The 16,278-nt window shown below is 51.6% G+C and carries 14 protein-coding genes; 9 read left to right on the top strand and 5 right to left on the bottom strand.

Annotation, left to right across the window (positions count from 1 at the left end; genetic code table 11):
* Positions 1-52: 52 nt before the first annotated feature.
* From GS535_RS01275 to GS535_RS01265, 3 genes are all read right to left on the bottom strand, one after another.
* Positions 53-301: a hypothetical protein gene (locus GS535_RS01275; RefSeq protein WP_160791510.1), complete on the bottom strand. Its 249-nt coding sequence runs from the start codon at positions 299-301 to the stop codon at positions 53-55.
* 79 nt (positions 302-380) lie between these two features.
* The gene (gene hisC / locus GS535_RS01270; RefSeq protein ID WP_160791511.1) at positions 381-1,454 is read right to left on the bottom strand and encodes a histidinol-phosphate transaminase; all 1,074 of its coding nucleotides are present in this window, start codon (positions 1,452-1,454) and stop codon (positions 381-383) included.
* Positions 1,451-1,954: an ankyrin repeat domain-containing protein gene (locus tag GS535_RS01265; protein WP_160791512.1), complete on the bottom strand. Its 504-nt coding sequence runs from the start codon at positions 1,952-1,954 to the stop codon at positions 1,451-1,453. Before GS535_RS01265 ends, hisC begins: the two co-directional genes overlap by 4 nt.
* A gap of 260 nt (positions 1,955-2,214) precedes the next feature.
* On the opposite strand from GS535_RS01265, the gene tkt reads away from it, so the two are divergent.
* The 7 genes from tkt to GS535_RS01230 all read left to right on the top strand — a co-directional run bounded on the left by tkt (position 2,215) and on the right by GS535_RS01230 (position 11,078).
* The gene (gene tkt / locus GS535_RS01260; protein WP_160791513.1) at positions 2,215-4,287 is read left to right on the top strand and encodes a transketolase; all 2,073 of its coding nucleotides are present in this window, start codon (positions 2,215-2,217) and stop codon (positions 4,285-4,287) included.
* A gap of 23 nt (positions 4,288-4,310) precedes the next feature.
* Entirely contained in the window at positions 4,311-7,160 is a 2,850-nt protein-coding gene (locus tag GS535_RS01255; protein WP_160791514.1) for a bifunctional transaldolase/phosoglucose isomerase, read from the top strand.
* Between the two features lie 3 nt (positions 7,161-7,163).
* Positions 7,164-8,165: a phosphogluconate dehydrogenase (NAD(+)-dependent, decarboxylating) gene (gene gnd / locus GS535_RS01250; RefSeq protein ID WP_160791515.1), complete on the top strand. Its 1,002-nt coding sequence runs from the start codon at positions 7,164-7,166 to the stop codon at positions 8,163-8,165.
* Positions 8,166-8,236: 71 nt separating this feature from the next.
* The gene (locus tag GS535_RS01245) at positions 8,237-9,067 is read left to right on the top strand and encodes a Cof-type HAD-IIB family hydrolase (protein ID WP_160791516.1); all 831 of its coding nucleotides are present in this window, start codon (positions 8,237-8,239) and stop codon (positions 9,065-9,067) included.
* Between the two features lie 24 nt (positions 9,068-9,091).
* The gene (pgl, locus tag GS535_RS01240) at positions 9,092-9,835 is read left to right on the top strand and encodes a 6-phosphogluconolactonase (RefSeq protein WP_160791517.1); all 744 of its coding nucleotides are present in this window, start codon (positions 9,092-9,094) and stop codon (positions 9,833-9,835) included.
* Positions 9,832-10,518: a ribose-5-phosphate isomerase RpiA gene (gene rpiA, locus GS535_RS01235; protein ID WP_160791518.1), complete on the top strand. Its 687-nt coding sequence runs from the start codon at positions 9,832-9,834 to the stop codon at positions 10,516-10,518. Before pgl ends, rpiA begins: the two co-directional genes overlap by 4 nt.
* Positions 10,506-11,078, top strand: coding sequence for a gluconokinase (locus tag GS535_RS01230; protein ID WP_202401549.1), 573 nt, complete (start codon positions 10,506-10,508; stop codon positions 11,076-11,078). Before rpiA ends, GS535_RS01230 begins: the two co-directional genes overlap by 13 nt.
* Before the next feature lie 83 nt (positions 11,079-11,161).
* Here the strand turns inward: GS535_RS01230 and GS535_RS01225 are convergent, their stop codons facing one another.
* Positions 11,162-12,619 (bottom strand): ATP-binding protein, encoded by a 1,458-nt coding sequence (locus tag GS535_RS01225; RefSeq protein WP_160791520.1) that lies wholly within the window; start codon positions 12,617-12,619, stop codon positions 11,162-11,164.
* An 8-nt stretch (positions 12,620-12,627) separates the two neighbouring features.
* Complete coding sequence (locus GS535_RS01220; protein ID WP_160791521.1) at positions 12,628-13,866, bottom strand: TIGR03862 family flavoprotein; 1,239 nt, start codon at positions 13,864-13,866, stop codon at positions 12,628-12,630.
* An 82-nt stretch (positions 13,867-13,948) separates the two neighbouring features.
* On the opposite strand from GS535_RS01220, the gene panC reads away from it, so the two are divergent.
* A complete protein-coding gene (gene panC / locus GS535_RS01215) occupies positions 13,949-14,785 on the top strand; it encodes a pantoate--beta-alanine ligase (protein WP_160791522.1) in 837 nt (278 codons plus the stop codon).
* Between the two features lie 193 nt (positions 14,786-14,978).
* Positions 14,979-16,091 carry a glycerol dehydrogenase gene (locus GS535_RS01210; RefSeq protein ID WP_160791523.1) on the top strand — a complete coding sequence of 371 codons (1,113 nt, stop codon included), beginning with the start codon at positions 14,979-14,981 and terminating at the stop codon, positions 16,089-16,091.
* Positions 16,092-16,278: the final 187 nt, after the last annotated feature.

Below are 16,278 nucleotides of genomic sequence, written 5' to 3'. Positions count from 1 at the left end.
GTGACGGCTGAACGCCAGAAGTGCAACGGGTCTAATGATGAGAAAAGTGAGCTTAATCGGCGTGCAAGACGTAGGAGCGGTGTGGACGCTCTTGCGGTGAGGAAGGAGACGTTGGTTTTTGCCGCAAATCTGAGCGTAATTCACGAATACGGCGCTCAATGCTTGCGCGCAAAGCCGGCGTTGTCTGCGGGCGTAACCGTAAGGCCGTATTGCAGAGCTCGTTAAGCTGGCGGCGCTTTTCATTGTTGTTACGCCGAATAGGGCGATGTTCGGCAAGTGTGCGATGAGCGGGACGCATCATGAAACCCTCCTGCATGGTTGTGAAGATCTACAGCTGTAGAACCTCCAACAATCATGCAGGAGGAAAGCTTACGACGCCGTTAACGCAGCGTATTTTTCTCTATAAGATCAAGGGCTTCTAGAAGGCGTTTGCTATCGTGGTCTGTGCCGATCGTAATACGTAGCCAGTCCTTAATGCGTGGTGAAGAGCCTTGATAGCGTACAATGATCGCCTGATCCCGTAATGCTTTGGCCAGCTTCCCGGCATCATGCTGTGGATGATGCGCCAAAATAAAATTCGCATAAGAGGGGAGAACGGTGAGCCCACGTTGACGCAGATCAGCGATCAAGGCATCACGGGTTTTGATAATTTTCCGTGTTGTGTCTTCAAGCCATGCTGTATCGCGGATGGAGGCTTCAGCACCAGCTTGGGCCGGGCGGGAGAGCGGGTAGGAGTTGAAGCTATCTTTGACACGGGTGAGCCCATCAATAAGCTCTTCAGAGCCGATGGCGTACCCTACGCGAAGCCCAGCGAGGCCAGACGATTTTGAGAAAGTGCGCACAATAAGCAGGTTATCGTAGCGTTTGATGAGAGGGATGGCGCTTTGACCGCCAAACTCGACATAGGCCTCATCAACGACGACGGTTCGGTTTGGGTGGCGTTGAACGAGAGCTTCAATATCTTCAACAGGAAGAAGCATTCCCGTATTGGCGTTCGGATTGGCAAGAATGATACCGCCGCATGGCCCGGTATAGTCTTCTTGATGAATGGAGAAGTCTTCTCGTAAGGGGATCATCCGATACGGCAGATCGAACATCTGGCAGTAAATAGGGTAAAAGCCGTAGGTGACATCGCTAAAGAGCACGGGCTCATCAGGATGGAACAGAGCGCGGAAGACATGAGCAAGCACTTCATCAGAGCCATTGCCGGGGAAGATATTCTCAACGCCAACGTTATAGAGCTCAGCAATCGCTTGACGGAGCCCTTGTGAGGTTGGATCGGGATACAGACGAAGCGTGCCTGAAGCCGCGTCTTTAATAGCCTGAATTGCCTTTGGGCTAGGGCCATAAGGAGATTCGTTCGTGTTGAGCTTTGTTAAATTGGTGAGTTTAGGCTGCTCACCTGGCGTATAAGGCTGAAGCGCGTGAACGCTCGGGTTCCACAAACGGCTCATGACGGGGTGCTTTCATCAAAGAGGGTAAGGCCCTGATGGGTGGCCATTTCGCGGGCGGACATGCCTTCTGCGTCGCGGAGTTCAGGGTTAGCACCATGATGCAGGAGAAGGCGGGCCATATTTTCGCGCCCGAACATAACGGCGAACATTAAAGGCGTGCGCCCTGCATGGTTGGGTTTATCAACCACCGCACCTTTGTCGATCAACAATGTGGCGATGTCTTCAAACCCCTTAAAGGCCACGCCAGAGAGAGCGGTGGCTCCTTTTTCGTCGATCTCGTTGGGGTCTGCGCCATGCTCAAGGAGGAGACGGGCTGCTTCAATTTGCTCATTGTACGTGGCAACGATCAGTGGAGTATAGCCCCGGCTGTCCGTGCAGTTTATTGGCATGCCAGCGTCCAAAAATTGCTTCAATAAGGAGCACTCGCCCGAGCGAGCAGCGTCAATGAACAGAGCAGTGATCTGTTCGGGTGTGAAATGCATAGCGTCGGCTTGCGTCATGATTGATGCTCATCCGTGTAAATGGCCGGTAATGGTCGTCAGGCTAGCCTGTTGTGCGTGGGAGGGAAAGATGAGGGCTGTGCTTTCTGAGACAAGGAAAAACGATCATCATGTCGAAAATGCACAGTTTCTTTACAGAAGGCATTGCGTCAGACGAAGGATCGCGCCACTTGTGGGGTCGTCATTCCCAAAAGATGGAGAGGTTAGGGGTGATCTCTTCAGCCTTTGGGAGATTCTGAGCATAAAAGGACTGTAAAAAAGTGACCAGTACGCTGTCAAAACTCTGTATTGACACCATTCGCACCTTGTCGATGGATGGTGTTGAGCGCGCAAAATCCGGGCATCCAGGAACCGCCATGGCTCTAGCACCGGCAATGTACGCTTTTTGGCAGTATGATATGCTCTATTATCCGGCAAACCCCCTTTGGCCGGCACGCGATCGATTCGTACTATCAGGCGGTCATGCGGCTATTTTGCTGTATTCTGTTCTGCATCTCGCTGATGTACATGATGTTGAAGATGGGAGGGTGGTTGATCGCCCTGCTTTAACGCTCGAGGATTTACGCTCTTTCCGGCGTTTAGATTCGCGCACGCCTGGGCATCCTGAATATGGGCTCACCGCTGGGGTGGAAGTTACGACTGGCCCGTTGGGGCAAGGCTGTGCGAATACAATCGGTATGGCCATGGCACAGCGCTGGCTGTCAGCCACGTATAACCGTCCGGGTTTTTCCTTGTTCGATTATCATATCACTGCCTTCTGTGGTGATGGTGACTTGATGGAAGGTGTGACGGGTGAGGCCGCGGCCATGGCGGGGCATTTGCAGCTCGGTAATGTCACGTGGGTGTATGATGCCAACCGTATTTCCATCGAAGGTGGGACTGATCTTGCCCATACGGAAGACGTCGGTAAGCGTTTTGAGGCATATGGTTGGCAGGTTCTCTATGTCGCAGATGGTAATGACGTGGGGGCCATCATGCAGGCCCTTAAAGAAGGGAAAGAGGATCAAGAGAGGCCAACGCTCATTATCCTCACAACAGTAATTGGTTACGGCGCTCCTAATAAAGCGGGTAAAGCTTCAGCCCATGGGGAGCCTTTGGGTGAAAATGAAATTATTGGTGCGAAAGCGGCCTATGGCTGGCCAGAGGATGCGCCTGATTTCATGATCCCGGATGGTGTAAAAGAGCATTTTGCGGAAGAGTCTGGCGCGCGTGGGCAGCAGGCCCATGCAAAATGGCAAGAGCTTTTTGCCCGTTATCATGAGGAATACCCTCAAGAGGCTGAGGAGCTCGATACGCTTTTTGCTCACGAGTTACCGCAGGGGTGGGATAAAGATATTCCGATCTATCCTGCCGATGAGAAAGGAATGGCCTCACGTCAAAGCTCGGGTGAGGTTCTCAATGCAGTAGCGAAGAATATCCCGTGGATGATTGGCGGGGCGGCGGATTTATCCCCTTCGACACGGACAACGATCAAAGGATCAGGGGCTTTTCAAGCACCGGGCATACGAGGTGTGATGGGGTCTTACAAAGGCCGCAATATCCATTTTGGTGTGCGTGAGCATGCGATGGGTGCTGTTTGCAATGGTATGGCTCTGACAGGATTACGTGTCTTTGGTGCCGGCTTCTTGATCTTTTCTGATTATATGAAGGCTCCTATTCGTCTTGCCGCGCTGATGCATCTCCCTGTGGTGTATGTATTCACCCATGACTCCATTGGTGTGGGAGAGGATGGGCCTACCCATCAGCCGATTGAACAATTTGCACAGCTGCGAGCAACGCCGGGATTAACACTTTTACGTCCGTCCGATGCGAATGAAGTGGCTGAAAGCTGGCGTGTGGCGATGAATGTCTCACGTCGTGGCCCGGTTGCGTTAGCCTTGAGTCGCCAAAACCTGCCGACGATCGATCGGACGCATTATGCACCAGCCGCTGGTGTCGCACGGGGTGCGTACGTGCTGGCAAGTTGTGAGGGAACGCCAGAACTCATTCTGATCGCTTCTGGTTCTGAGGTTTCTTTGGCGGTTAAGGCATATGAGCGTCTGACGGCGGAAGGTGTGAAAGCACGCGTTGTTTCAATGCCGAGTATGGATCTGTTTGAAGAGCAGGATAAAGCATATCGTGATACGGTGCTTCCTCCTTCAGTAGCGAACCGCGTTGGTATTGAGATGGCGTCTGGTTTTGGTTGGGATCGCTATCTTGGCCTCAAGGGTGCCATGATTTCGTTGAATGGTTTTGGTGCATCCGGAGCGGCCGGTGCCTTGATGGAGCGCTTTGGTTTTACCGAAGATGCTGTGTATCAAGTGGCACGGGAACAGCTAAAAGATCAGCATTAAAGGTTAAAATGGGGAGAGAAAACATGGCCAATGATACAGAGAAAAGTCCCCTAAATCAGCTTGCTCGTTGTGGTCAGTCGATCTGGCTTGACTTCATTCGTCGTGATTTCACGACGAATGGGTCGCTTAAAGAATTGGTTGATCGTAATGTTGTGCGTGGGGTGACTTCTAACCCCTCCATTTTTGAGAAAGCGATTGGCCATGGGGCGGAGTATGAAGAGGAAACACGCGCGCTTTTGGCTCAAAAATCGCTTTCAGCTGGGGAGCTGTACGAGCATCTAGCCGTTGAGGACATTCAACAAGCTTGTGATGTTTTAGCACCTGTTTTTAATGAGACGAATAAGCGAGACGGATATGTAAGTTTTGAGGTCTCTCCTTACATTGCTCATGATCAAGAAGCGACTCTTCATGAGGCGCGGCGCTTATGGCAGGCTGTAGCCCGTGACAATCTCATGATCAAAATCCCAGCAACGGTTGAGGCTGTTGATGCTGTTCGTCAGGCGATTGCTGAGGGTATTAATGTTAATGTGACGCTGCTTTTCTCCATTGAGCGCTATAAGGCCATTCTGGAGGCTTATATCGCCGGGCTAGAAGAGCGCGCGGCTCAAGGGAAGGCCGTTGACCACGTTGCGGGTGTGGCCTCTTTCTTCGTTAGTCGGATTGATACAAAAATTGATGGCGAGATTGATCGCCGTGTTGCGGATGGCGATCCGCAGGCAGAGGCTCTTCAGGCGTTGCGCGGTAAGGTGGCCATTGCAAATGCCACCTGTGCTTACCATTATTATAAAGAAGTGACGGAGAGTGAGCGTTGGAAGGCGCTAGCTGCCAAAGGCGCTCAGACGCAACGTCTTCTTTGGGCAAGCACAAGCACAAAAGATAAAGCTTACCGCGACGTGCTTTATGTAGAGGAGCTTATTGGTGATGCAACAGTTAATACGCTGCCTCCAATAACGTTAGAGGCGTTTCGTGATCATGGTGTTGCGCAGCCTCGCCTAGCAAAAGGAGCTGAGGAGGCGCGTCATGTTTTGACACAAGCTGACCAGCTTGGTTTAAAGCTAGGTGATATAACTGACACTTTATTAACTGAAGGATGTGCAGCATTCTGCTTATCCTTTGACGCGCTTCTGGGCGCGGTTGCAGCACGGCGGGAGGCAGTTTTGGGCGAAAAACTTCTAACAGTATCAAATGCGCTGCCCGATGATATGGCAGCTTCTGTAGTAGCGGCTGAGAAAGAATGGAGCCGTGAAGACAAAATACGCCGCTTGTGGGAGCGGGATGCCTCTGTCTGGACGAATGGCTCAGAGAGCAAGTGGCTTGGATGGTTGACCGCTGCGCAAGATGGCTTGGCGAATATTGATGCGTATAACCGCCTTGCACAGGACGTTAAAACCCACGGTTATAAAGATGTTTTGCTGCTCGGTATGGGGGGCTCCAGCCTTGGCCCAGAGGTGTTGGAGAAAACGTTTGGCCGTGTTGATGGTGGCCCTACGCTGCATGTCCTTGATAGTACAGATCCTCAGCAAATTGCGACGTTCCGCGATGCGGTCGATCTTGGCAATACGCTCTTCATTGTTTCCAGTAAGTCTGGCAGCACGCTAGAACCAAACATCTTGTTGGCTTATTTCTGGGAACAGGCCAAGAAAGCCCTTGGACGGGAACCGAGCGAGCGTTTTGTTGCGGTGACAGATCCAGGCTCAGCGATGGAGCAGAAAGCCAAAGATCATGGCTTCAGTCATATCTTTTATGGCAATCCTGAAATCGGTGGCCGCTATTCGGTATTGTCCCCTTTTGGGCTAACGCCCGCAGCAGCAGCTGGCTACGATGTCCGCGCCTTTTTAGAAAATGTGCAGTTGATGGTGGCGTCATGTGATGCGACGGTACCAGCGATGGTGAACCCCGGCGTGCAGTTAGGGTTAGCACTAGGCGTAGCGGCAACTTCTTTTGGGCGCGATAAAATTACTTTTGTGGCCTCACCGGAGATTGCTTCTTTAGGGGCATGGCTTGAACAGCTTCTGGCCGAGAGTACGGGTAAACGCGGCACAGGTCTCATCCCCTTTGATGGGGAAACATTGGGAGAGCCTAGCGTTTATGGTCAAGATCGTGTATTCGTAGAGTTGCGCCTTGGGCATGAGCCTGTAGATTCACGCTTGAAGGCGCTGCGTGAGGCTGGTCATCCAGTGTTGGGGCTTCATCTTCAGACACCGGAACAGATTGGTCAGGCTTTCTTCGCTTTTGAGTTTGCAACGGCGGTTGCGGGGTCAATTCTCGGGATTGATCCTTTTGACCAGCCCGATGTGGAATTCAGCAAAGTGGAAACACGAAAGCTGACTGAAGCTTACGCAGAGACAGGTCATCTGCCGGAAGAGGTTCCGTTTGCATCGGATGGGTCTCTGACATTTTATGCGGATGACAAAAATGCGGCTGCCCTCGGAACAGGAGATGCAGCATCAGTCCTGGGGGCACATTTTGAACGTGTTGGAGCAGGGGATTATATCGGTCTGTTAGCCTATATTGAGCGTAATAGTTCTCACACTCAGTGGGAGCAGGACGTTCGCCTTATGTTGAGAGACCGCCTGCATGTGGCGACGGCTGCCCAATTTGGGCCCCGTTTCCTTCATTCGACCGGCCAGGCTTATAAAGGGGGCCCCAATAGTGGTGTGTTCTTGCAAATAACAGCAGAAGATGCTGCTGATCTGGCAATTCCTCATCACGCTTACACATTTGGTGTGGTGAAAGCAGCGCAAGCGCGCGGGGATTTTGATGTATTAGCATCCCGTGGCCGTCGTGCATTGCGTGTGCATATTACCGGACCCCTCAGCGAAGGTCTCGAACGCCTCGCCAAGGTGCTGTCTGATGTTGTGAAAGGAGCTTAATGAATGCGTATCGGAATTATCGGACTAGGTCGTATGGGCGGAAATATTGCGGTTCGTCTAACACGACATGGGCATGATGTTGTAACATTCGACCGTACTCCTGCTGTAATTGATAAGATCGTTGAGCGGTGTGAGCCGGGACGCGCGCAGGGGGCTCCTACTTTTGAAGACATGGCGCATCTTCTGGAGAATGAAGAGCGTCGTGTTATTTGGATCATGTTGCCAGCTGGCGAGGTGACTGAAAACTGCATCAAAAAGCTTGCGCCTTTATTGAGTAAAGGTGATATCATCATTGATGGTGGTAATACTTATTACAAAGAAGACGTACGCCGTTCACATGAGTTGGCTGAAAAAGGCATTGATTATATTGATGTCGGTACATCCGGTGGTGTGTGGGGCTTAGAGCGCGGCTATTGCATGATGTATGGCGGTGAGCGCGCTGCTGCGGATTATATTGACCCGATCTTGAGTGCGTTGGCACCCGGTATTGGTGATATTCAGCGCACACCAGACCGTGACGATGGCCGTCACGATCCACGTGCTGAGCAAGGGTACCTCTATTGTGGCCCAGCCGGTTCAGGCCATTTTGTGAAGATGATTCATAACGGCATTGAATACGGTATGATGCAGGCTTTTGCTGAAGGGTTTGACGTTCTGAAGTCTAAGAATTCACCTGCGATGCCAGAAGATCAGCGTTATGATCTGAACTTGGCGGATGTGGCAGAAGTCTGGCGTCGAGGGAGTGTTGTCTCCTCTTGGCTGCTTGATTTGACAGCAGAAGCACTGACACGTTCTTCTGATCTGTCTGAGTTCAGCGGCGAAGTGCAGGATTCTGGTGAGGGACGTTGGACAATCGAAGCCGCGATTGAAGAAGACGTTCCAGCGCCTGTTATGACAGCGGCGCTATACACGCGCTTCCGTTCACGCACAGGCAATAATTTTGCTGAAAAAGCACTGTCTGCCATGCGGTATGGCTTTGGCGGTCACGTCGAACGTAAAAAATAACATCTTGATGATCAGGGAGCGTGCCGGGTTCGCCGCGCTCCCGGTTCCCTCCTTGATCGGAGTGCGTAACTATGACCAGCGACTCAGCTTCTTCTATTCGACTCGTTCTCTCTGATATGGATGGAACGATTTTGTCGTCAGAGCGTGTTCTTTCGCCCAAAACTCAGATGGCGGTGCGACATTTAAGAGATGTCGGCATTCCTGTAGCGCTTGTCAGTGCGCGCCCTCCTCAAGGGATGATGCCCTATATCCACCAGTTAGAGCTTCAAGGCCCATGTGCTGCTTTTAATGGTGGACTGATTTTTGATGCTGACGGCACGATTAAGCATAATATTGTATTTCCCAGTTCTGTCGCGCAGGCGTTATTGAGCTGTTTGACGGCTCACGATGGTGATGTGTGGTTTCAGAATAAGGATCGTTGGAGCGTGCGTGATGCGACGCGACCTTTTGTTACTAATGAAAGCCGGATTATCGGGGTGCACCCTTACGAGGTTGAGGATCTCGCCACTGAAGTTAGTGAAGTGAATCGTATCATTGCGATTGGTGACAATGTTGAAGAAGCAGCACGTTTAGAACAAGAGCTTGGTGAAAAGTTTGCAGGTCAAGCGAGTGTGCTGCGTTCAACACCCACTAAAATTAATATTACTCCAGCCCAGGCGACAAAGGGGCAAGCGGTTCATAAACTCGCGTCGTTCTACAGTGTGTTAGCTGAGCAGGTGGCGTGCTTGGGTGATGCGCAGAACGATCTTCCTATGCTGTCTGAAGCAGGAATGAGCATCGCTATGGGGCAGGCTCCTGAGACTGTGAAAGAAAAAGCATCCTATATTACAGGAAGTAATGCAGAGGATGGCTGGGCAGATGCGGTTGAAAGGTTCATTATGCCCCGCGTAGTGCATAATTGATTCTACTGATTCGGGAGCAGGAACATGACAACCGATATGCGGCATGCCGTATTTGAAGTTCTGTCGGATGTCGACGCGGTCGCCATGCGTATGGCTGAGCTGTTTATTGAAGCCGTGCAGAATCGCCCAGGGGAGCGTATTCGTATTGCTTTGTCGGGTGGTTCAACACCTAAGCGCTTATTTGCGATTTTAGCGCGTCCGGAAGTGGCTCAAAAAGTCGATTGGAAACGTGTTGAAATCTTCTACGGAGATGAACGCCACGTACCAGTCGGTCATGCTGACAGTAATCAAAGCATGGCGGAAAGTTTACTTCTGTCGAAAGTTCCGCTTCCAGCAGAGCAGATCCATCCAATGCCGACGCAGGGTCAGGCCCGCGATGATGCTCAGCGTTATCAAGAGGTGATGGAAGCGTCCTATGGGGCGGCAACCTTAGAGAAAGGTCGGCCTTTCTTCGATGTGGTGATGCTAGGTTTGGGTACAGATGGGCATACAGCTTCGTTGTTCCCGGGTGAGCCTGTGTTGGATGAGACGAAGGCATGGGTGTCTGTGTCTGATCCAAAGACAGCACCTCATGAGCGTTTAACACTGACATATCCTGCGATTGCTTCAAGCCGTAACGTTGTTTTCTTGGTAACAGGGGACAATAAGGTGCCGATGTTGCGACGTCTGCGCGAGGGAGATAGCAGCATTCCATCTGGGCGTATTGTTTCGGAAGGTAAAATTCTGGTACTGGCTGATCAAGCAGCCGCCGGAGAACACACTTCATGAATGTTGATGATTGCAAGAGAATGACCGCTCGTCACGCTGCAGACCTCGTCCGGTCCGGCATGGTCGTTGGTTTGGGGACGGGGAGCACAGCCGCTTTTTTAGTGGAGCGTCTGGGTGAGCGTGTTGCAGAGGGGCTGAAGATATGGGGAATTCCAACATCTGAAAGCACGGCAGCGCTTGCACGTGCTGTGGGGATTCCGATCACCACTTTTGCTGACCATCCAGAGCTCGATATTGCGATTGATGGGGCGGATGAAGTGGAGCGTGGCTCTCTTCATATCATCAAAGGACTCGGCGGTGCTTTGCTGCGTGAGAAAATTGTTGCTCAAGCAGCAAAGCGCTTTGTTGTGATGATTGATGCAACAAAGCCGGTTGACCGGTTGGGGGAACGTACTCCTGTTCCTGTGGAGATTACCCCATTTGGTTCAGAGTGCACGGCGGCACGTCTTCAAAAATTGGGCGCTCAGATCATTCGGCCACGCCGTACCTTGGCGGGAGAGCTGTTCGTCACAGATAACGGAAACATGATACTCGACTGTGCTTTCGGCCCGATTGCGGATGTGCCAGGTTTGGCAACACGCATCGACGGGACTGTGGGTGTGGTGGAGCATGGGTTGTTTCCAAAGATGGCAACCGATGTGCTGGTTGCAACAGAACGAGAGGTTGAACAATGGACGCCATGACTCAAGAGTCTACAAAGTCTCAGGCAGTGTCTGATATTGTTCCGCATTATGTTGTTGTTATGGGTGTTTCCGGAACGGGAAAAACAACGGTTGCGGAAATGCTAGCTAATACAATGAATTGGCCCTTCCAAGAGGGGGATGCTCTTCATCCGCCCGCCAATGTTGAAAAAATGCGTTCAGGTCACCCCCTAAACGATGATGACCGCGCGCCATGGCTGGAGCTATGTCGTGAGTGGTTGGCAAAGCAAGTGCAGGGCGGTCATGGCGCTGTTTTAACCTGTTCTGCCTTAAAACGTAGTTATCGTAATATTTTAGACAAGGGGATACCGGTACAATTTGTGTATCTGAAGGTGGATCCTGAAGTGGTGAAAGAACGTCTGGAAGCACGGACGGGCCATTATATGCCGCCAACGTTGCTCCCCAGCCAGTTTGCGACCCTTGAAGAACCGACTGAGGATGAACCTGTGATTGTCGTTCCTGGCGATGCTGGGCCGGAAATTCTGTTGCAGCGTATTTTAGAGCGTTTGCGCCGTGTGCCACCGCCAGAGGAGCAGGCGTAACGCCAATAAGCTTTAGAGCTCTTTTGTAAAAAGCGGCAGGGATATGCCCCCTGCCGCTTTTTTTTTACAGAAGTCGCTGAAGGTTAATCGCCGGCTGTTTGCCAGCCGGGGCCAATAATGGCGACGCGTCGTTGCCGTCCTTGTGTTTGGAGAATAATGGCTTCGCATTCTTCTAAATAGTGTAATTGCCGGCGTGCGCGACCAAGAGAGTGTGTGCCGTAAGCACGAGCAAGAGCGGCATCATCAGGGCAGGGGAGGCCATCCATTGCAGCGCGGGCGAGCAGAAAGAAAACGGCTTGCATATCGTCAGGAAGGCGGTTGGCGCGTTCTTCAATATCGTGCCATTCGGCACTTTGGGCACGTTCGCGGTCGATCCCACTTCGGATCGTCCCTAAAAGACGACGGAAGCGCTCCATACTTAACACCGTGCGTGGCAAGCCATTAAGCCGTGCGCGGAGTTGAAAGTCCTGATACAATGTGGCGAAAGGTCGGTATCCAGCGTCTGTTTCATTCACCATATCGGCAATAATCTGCCAGAGTTGTGCTGGGTCGGGCGTATGCTCTTCTGGTGCCTGCGCGGCCTGCTCATCGGCAGAGCGTTGAGCCCCATATTGATCAAGCTGCGTGATAAGATCTGGCTTAGGGGCTGTGGGCTCACGTCGTGGGCGTGGCGGTGGTTCCGTTGGTGCTTGCAGGATTATCTCGCGCAGTTCTTCTGGAGGAAGGTTAGGCTGTTCGAGAGGGACAAGTTCAGGCCCACCCGCATGGCTTGCGGTTTCAACGGGGCCTATTTTGATGCGTTGTGGCCGGCGGCATAAGGCCGGGCCAAGAGCCATAAATTGTCCTCGATCCAGATCGCGAAAAGCTTCAGCAGCGCGACGTTCCATCCCTAGCAAATCAGCAGCGCGGCTCATATCAATATCAAGGAAAGTGCGTCCCATCAGAAAGTTAGACGCTTCGGCGGCAACATTTTTGGCCAGTTTGGCAAGACGCTGCGTAGCGATAATGCCTGCCATGCCGCGTTTACGGCCACGACACATCAAGTTTGTCATTGCGTTCAGTGAAAGGCGGCGGGCTTCATCAGAGGTATCGCCACCTGCAACCGGTGCAAAAAGTTGGGCTTCATCGACGACAATGAGAACAGGATACCAATAAGCGCGCGGGGTCTCGAACATGCCGGAAAGAAATGCGCCAACAGCACGAAGCTGGGCGTCTGGTTCGGAATGCTCCAGATTGAGGATGACAGAAGCCCGGTGCATACGGGCGCGCTCTCCCGCAGTCCGAAGGCTCGCTTCTGTTTGGGTGTCAGTGTCGATGACGAGATGATTATATTTCTCAGCTAAGGTGACGAAATCCCCCTCCGGGTCCACGATCACTTGTTGGACGAGAGATGCCGTTTGTTCCAAGAGACGGCGTAGTAAATGGGATTTCCCTGAGCCAGAGTTGCCTTGTACAAGAAGGCGTGTTGCCAGCAATTCGGGCAGGTCAATAAGGGCCTCAGTGCCAGTTCTGTTCTGGCCGAGTACGATAGATCCAGGCATGGGTGACGTCATGGCGTTGTTATACCGTTCTCTGAAGAGAAGAGCCAGCGATGAACGCCTTCTGCGCAGGTATAAGCAGTCGAAAAACAGCCTTGTAGAAGATACCCTCCCGTAGGGGCTTCCCAATCCAGCATTTCCCCGCAGGCAAAAAGGCCTGGCTGATGACGGAGCATAAACTCATCGGTTAGGGCGCTATGCTGTAGCCCACCGGAAGTAGAAATAGCGCGGTCTATGGGCATTGGAGCCGTTAATGTAAGAGGCAGTTGCGTGACAGCACGAGTGAGCTCGTCCGGTGTTTGGGCATGGGGCGCGTATTCGGAGAGGAGCGCGCGAGAGAAGCGGTCCAACCCGAGAGCTTTGCGCAAACGGTTGCTACGGCTTTCACGTGGGCGCTGGGAGGCGAGGCGTTTATGAATGGCTTCAGCTGATAAGGTCGGGCGGAGATTAAGGGTTAATGAAACGGTGTCGTGCGTTTGTAAAGCGTCCCGCAGAAGCGGCGAAAGTGTATAGAGAGGAGCGCCCTCAAGGCCGCGGCGGGTCAGGATCAGATCGCCGCGATAATGATGCGTGCCATACTGTAGGCGAATGCCACGAAGTGTGTCGCCTTCATGACGCTCGCTTAATGATTGTGGCCAATGAGGGACGAACCCGCAATTAGAGGGGCCAAAGGGTGCACAAAGCGTGGGAAAAAGGGAGGCCCATTGCCCATCACTACCTAAGCGCGACCAGCTCGCTCCGCCCAAAGCAAGAACGCAGGCTTTATAGGGCACATGATGTGGGCCATGAGGTGTGTCGAACGTGGCTTCGTGAGCTGTGATAGCGGTGAGACGATGATGGGGCTGAAAATTTACCCCATGCTGTTCAAGTCGTGTGAGCCACGCGCGGAGCAGCGGGGATGCTTTGAGGCTTTTGAGAAAAATCCGGCCCGAACTGCCTTTGAAACAGGGCTGACCTAGGTCTTCTGCCCAATGTTGCAAAGCTGAAGGGGGGAATTGACGTAGTGCAGGTTCAAGCCAAGATTGAGCTTTTCCATATCGTGAGAGAAAACGCTCCAAAGACTCGCTATGGGTTAGATTAAGGCCGCTACGTCCTGCCATAAGAAGTTTGCGCCCAGGTCGTGCCATATGGTCGAAAAGTGTGACCTTGTGGCCGTAATGGGCTAAGCGTTCAGCGGTAAAGAGACCAGCAGGCCCTCCTCCGATGACAATCACAGAAGAGAGATGAGAAGCAGCTTTTTTGTCTGTCATAATGCGGTTATTGCCATGAGAAGAAAGGTTTGTCAGGGTGTGTTGGCCAGCCTTATAGCGTAGTTAGAAAAGGAAGACCCGCATGAAACGTTGCACAACCGTTCAAGAGGTGCGTCAGAGCCGAAAAGCACTGGGAACTGTCGGGTTTGTGCCAACAATGGGGTTTCTCCATGAAGGGCATCTTTCTCTTGTGAAGCGGGCAAAGGCTGAGAATGATGCGGTTATTGTCAGTATTTTTGTTAATCCCATTCAGTTTGGCTCCAGTGATGATCTCACACATTATCCTCGTGCGTTAGAACGTGACCTTTCTTTACTGAAGGAGGCAGGCGTTGATGTGGTGTTTACGCCGGACGTTGAGACGCTCTATCCGCGGGGATTTGTAACCAAAATTGACCTTGGGGGGATTGCTTCCCAAATGGAGGGAGCGTCACGCCCCGGGCATTTCTCGGGTGTGGCAACAGTGGTTACGAAATTGTTTAATATTGTGCAGCCACAGCATGCTTATTTTGGCCAGAAGGATGCTCAGCAATGCGCTGTTGTGCGGCGTTTTGTGACGGATCTCAATATTCCAACAGAGATTGTCGTGGTGCCGACAGGGCGTGAAGCTGATGGATTAGCCTGCTCCAGCCGGAATGTTCGCTTAACGCCGGAAGAACGGCAGAAGGCCCCGGCCCTTTATAAAGCACTTCAGAAAGCACAATCGCTTTTTAAAACAGGGGAGCGTTCTGGCCGTGTGTTGGAGAAGACAATGCGTGATGTACTCCATCAGCATGGACTAACACGGATTGATTACGCTGTTGTGGTTGACCCAGAGCAGTTCACGCCCATTAAAGAAGCCTCTGAAGAAGCGTTAGCTCTTCTTGCTGTTCAGATCGGTGATGTGCGTCTTATTGATAACATTGCATTAGATCAGGCATAGACTATGTTAAAAACCGTTGTTGCAAGTAGTTATCATATAGATAAATAGGAATAATTTTATCCTATTTATGACCTATGCAGATGGATACATTCAGACATGACGGATCAACCGTATAATGGCCTAGGCAATACTATTTTTTAAGCGTAGGGTAACCGGTGAATTAGGCGTTTACCATATGCTTTAGGAGGCCTTTATGGTCGAAAAGACACCTCGCTCCGTTACCTCTCCAAAGAAATTTATTGTTGGCATGGGGCTGCTGTCTCAGCTGCACGATTTTGTGAATGATTTTGGTGATAATGCATTTATCATTAGTGATGAGTTTATCGTCGAGCGTGTGAAAAAAGAGTGCCTTCCAGGGCTGGAGAAGGCTGGTCTAAAAGGGGCCGCTGAGAAGTTTAACTACGAATGTACAGACGAAGAAATTAAACGTCTTGGTGAGCTCGCTGGCCAGCAAAAAGCCAATGTGATTGTTGGTGTTGGGGGTGGTAAAACGCTTGATACCGCTAAGGCTGTGGCGCATTACTACAAAATGCCGGTGCTACTTTACCCAACTATCGCATCTAGTGATGCACCATGCACGGCTCTCGCTGTTGTATATACGAAGGATGGGGCATTTGACCGTTACCTCTTCCTACCACAGAACCCTGATGCTGTTATTGCTGATACGTCCATTCTAGCGGGCGCTCCAGTGCGCTTCTTTGCTGCTGGTGTGGGTGATGCACTTTCCACTTATTTTGAAGCTCGTGCATGCTTTAACTCTGATGGCATCAACTTGATGAACAAGAAGCCATCTCGTACGGGGCTTGGCATAGCAAAAATGTGCTATGATCTGCTGCGTGAAAATGTGGTGGAAGCCATGGACGCTGTGCGCAATAAGGTATCAACACGCGCTGTTGAGGAAGTTGTGGAAGCAACGATTTACCTGAGCGGTATTGGTGCGGAAACAGGCGGTTTGGCTGCTGCCCATGCGATCCATAACGGGATGACAGAAATTGAAGACCTCCATCATGCTCAACATGGTGAAAAGGTGGTCTTTGGTCTGCTGACACAGCTCGTTCTGGAAAAAGCTCCTCGTGAAGAAATTGACGATGTGGTGCGCGTTCTGAAGGCGGCTTCACTGCCAATGACGCTGAAGGAAATTGGTCTGAAAGAATTTGTTGAGGCTGATTGGCGCAAGGTGGCCGAGCTGGCCTGTGCAAAAGACGATACAATGAGCAATATGCCGTTCGCGGTAACGCCAGAAGATGTCTATAACGCGATTGTTGCTGCCAATGCGATGGCAGAGCGTTATCGTGCAGAAGGCTAAACGATAGTTTGGCTAGGCGCTGAGGCGTTTTAGGAGGCCTGTGGGGTTTCTCTGAAAAGAGAGGCTCCGCAGGCTTTTTTTATAAAGGGTAGGGTCGAATAGCGAATGGAGAATAGATGTTAGAATAAATGACCGAAAACAGACATGCTATGGATCGTATCGTGTACGCTACATCCACCGGAGAGGC

The sequence above is a fragment of the Saccharibacter sp. EH611 genome (assembly GCF_009834765.1).
Lineage (GTDB): Bacteria > Pseudomonadota > Alphaproteobacteria > Acetobacterales > Acetobacteraceae > Saccharibacter.
Note: the sequence above shows the minus strand (reverse complement) of the source record. Positions and strands in the feature narration are given on the sequence as shown.